Below are 2884 nucleotides of genomic sequence, written 5' to 3'. Positions count from 1 at the left end.
TTTCGGTTCTTGTGGCAAGCGCTAACGAAATAGAAGTTCAATGGGAAGTAGCGACAACTTTTGAGTTTAACGGCAGAGTCCAAGCGCCCACAGCATACGTAAGAAGACCGAGCGATAACGAAAGAATTGATTTGATTGTAAGCGGCGCAACAGATGTCGGCACCCATACGGCAGTTGCAAGATTGGAGTTTTCGAGCGCGAATTTTGAGCTGACAAACGCGGAAAAATCTTTTGACATTACCCCGAGAACGCTTTTGAACGCTATGATTTCGCCTATCGACAATATGTTTTTTATGCCGGGAAGAGCGAGCACTCCCGCCGTTGTAGTCAGAGACGGCACAAGAATTTTGGCGGCGGATGTTGATTATATTCTCACTTACGAAGACAACAATGCTGTCGGAGAGGCGTGGGTAAATATTGAGGGCATAAACAATTATTCGGGCAGCACGGCAAGACGTTCGTTCAATATTGCATTGCCGCCATTAGCGCCGACTTTCGGTTTCGTTATTTGGGATACGAGAACAAATTTTGAGTATATCGACGAAGCAACCGCTCAAGCGCCGCGCGCGACCATTATGGACGTTTGGGGAACTGCTTACGACGTAATAATCGACGGAGCGCAGACAGATGTCGGCACATACATTGCAAAAGCGAGAGTAAATCCCGCCGACCCGAACGCCGCAGGCAAATTCTTTATTTTGGACGACCCGCTTACGCCTTTTACAATCACAGGTAAACGCTTGGAAGTTGAATGGACTCCGCTGACAGAATTTACTTTCAACAGAGAAGTTCAGCATCCGATTCCCACCGTTGAGGGCACAATTCCCGTGCGCGTATTAAACGGCAGGTCAGAGGTTGGAAGACATACAGCCATAGCGACGGTAGTATCATCAGCGGCGGCAAGAAACACTTTGCTTCTCAATGATTTCATCGATTACGAAATCAAAAGAAGAGCGCTTAGTCCCCGCTTGGAATTGGAAGGCGAAAACCTTGGCTTAGGCAGTGCGACAGACCCCGTTGCGATAGAAGAAGAAAATTTTGCCGACAAAACCGCATTAGAAAATTTCTTGCTTTCGCTTTTGGATTTCGACGGATTTGCGACAAGCACTCAAAACCGCCTTGAGCCCGCCAGCGACAACATAGAAAGTTTAGGAAACCTGCGCCTCAGAATGGAATTGTTGCCCGAACAGCCCGAAGACGCTTCAATTATGGAGACATCATCAAACCGTTCATCTCGTTCTGATGACCCATTAACGGTTGTTCGCTCGTATCGCGTAATAATCGAAACGGATGCAGGCATAGCCTACGAAACAAACGAAGATATGTTTGTAAGCGTAGTTATGAACGCCCACCGCGTAAACGTATCAACAAACGGCAACGGAATAGTCGGCGTTTCAGGCAACGGCATATTTGCCGTCGGCGAAGAAGCAACCATAACCGCAACCGCAGGCGAAGGCTCAAGCTTCGTAAATTGGACAGTAGGCGTAGGCGGAAGCGTATTATCAACAAATGCAACGCACACCTTTGAAGTCGTAGGCAACATCGCCCCCGTAGCCAATTTCACAAACCCGACATCAATCCGAACCCCGCAAAGAGCCGAAACCGACAGCAAATACGGCATAGTGTTGGAGAACGCAATTGTGTCCGATGTGGCGAAAATTTCGGTGATTACTCCCGAACAAGCAACGGTGAATTTGGTGATTTTGGATAATTTGGGGAATGTGGTGTTTACGGAAACCGCCGCTGATCCGTACGGGCGGGTTTCAAACCCGCCCCTACATTCGTCGGCGATTGTCTGGAATTTGACCAACACCAACGGACGTTTCGTCGCCAATGGAACGTATTTGATTGTGGTTGAAGCAACAGGTATCAGCGGAAGAAGATTTACCTATTCGTTGAGGGTTGGTGTCAACAGGTAACATATAAACTAGTAAGGGCAACCATTTCCAGTAGAGCCAAGGCACGCCTTGGCTCATTTCTTTTCGTTTTTTGTTATTAGCATAACGTATTTTACCCTGAAAATAAGGAGAAAAAATGCCAAATTCAATAGAATTGTATTCAAACGAAATAGAAAACCGAATTTTTACAATTCGTGGTTTGCAGGTGATGTTAGACAGGGACTTGGCTGAGTTATATGGCGTGGAAGTCAAAAGGTTAAACGAACAGGTGAAAAGAAACATAGCGCGATTTCCCGATAATTTTCGCTTTCAACTGGATATTACGGAATTCAATGAACTGGTCGCAATTTGCGACCGGTTCAAAACACTCAAACATTCATCTGTAAGACCGCACGCTTTTACCGAGGCGGGCGTAGCGATGCTTTCTGCAGTATTAAATACGCCGATAGCAGTGCAGGTAAGTGTGCGAATTATAAACGCTTTCGTCGCAATGCGCAAAACCTTAACGCAAATCGGCGGCTTTATTCAACGTCTCGAAAACGTGGAACTGAAACAACTGGAAACCACTCAGAACATAGACAAAATATTTGCCGCACTGGAAAGCAGAGACGTCATTCCCAAAAGTGGAGTTTTCTTTGAGGGAGAGGTTTTTGACGCTTATGTTTTAATGTGCCAAATTGTAAAAACCGCGCAAAAATCCATAATTTTGATAGACAATTATGTCAATGAAGCCACATTGACGATATTTTCCAAGAGAGCGGAAAATGTAAAAGTTATGCTTTTTACAAAAGAAATATCAAAACAGTTAAAATTAGATATAGAAAAATTCAACAAACAATATCCGCCGATAGAAGCAAAAGAATTCGACCTCAGCCACGACAGATTTTTGATAGTCGATGACAAAGAAGTTTATCATTGGGGCGCAAGTTTGAAAGACAGCGGCAAAAAATGGTTTGCGTTTTCAAAAATGGATTTGGACGGGTTGT

The 2884-nt window shown here is 45.0% G+C and carries 2 protein-coding genes; both read left to right on the top strand.

The genetic code is table 11. The features are described 5' to 3' along the window. On the top strand, window positions 1-1919 hold a 1919-nt coding region (locus tag FWE23_11495; GenBank protein ID MCL2846050.1), incomplete at its 5' end, for a hypothetical protein. Window positions 1920-2034: 115 nt separating this feature from the next. Further along, a partial coding sequence (locus FWE23_11490) for an ORF6N domain-containing protein (GenBank protein MCL2846049.1) occupies window positions 2035-2884 on the top strand: 850 nt, incomplete at its 3' end.

The sequence above is a fragment of the Chitinivibrionia bacterium genome, from assembly GCA_009779925.1.
Classification (GTDB): domain Bacteria; phylum Fibrobacterota; class Chitinivibrionia; order Chitinivibrionales; family Chitinivibrionaceae; genus WRFX01.
This window is presented reverse-complemented; position numbering and strand designations above follow the sequence as displayed.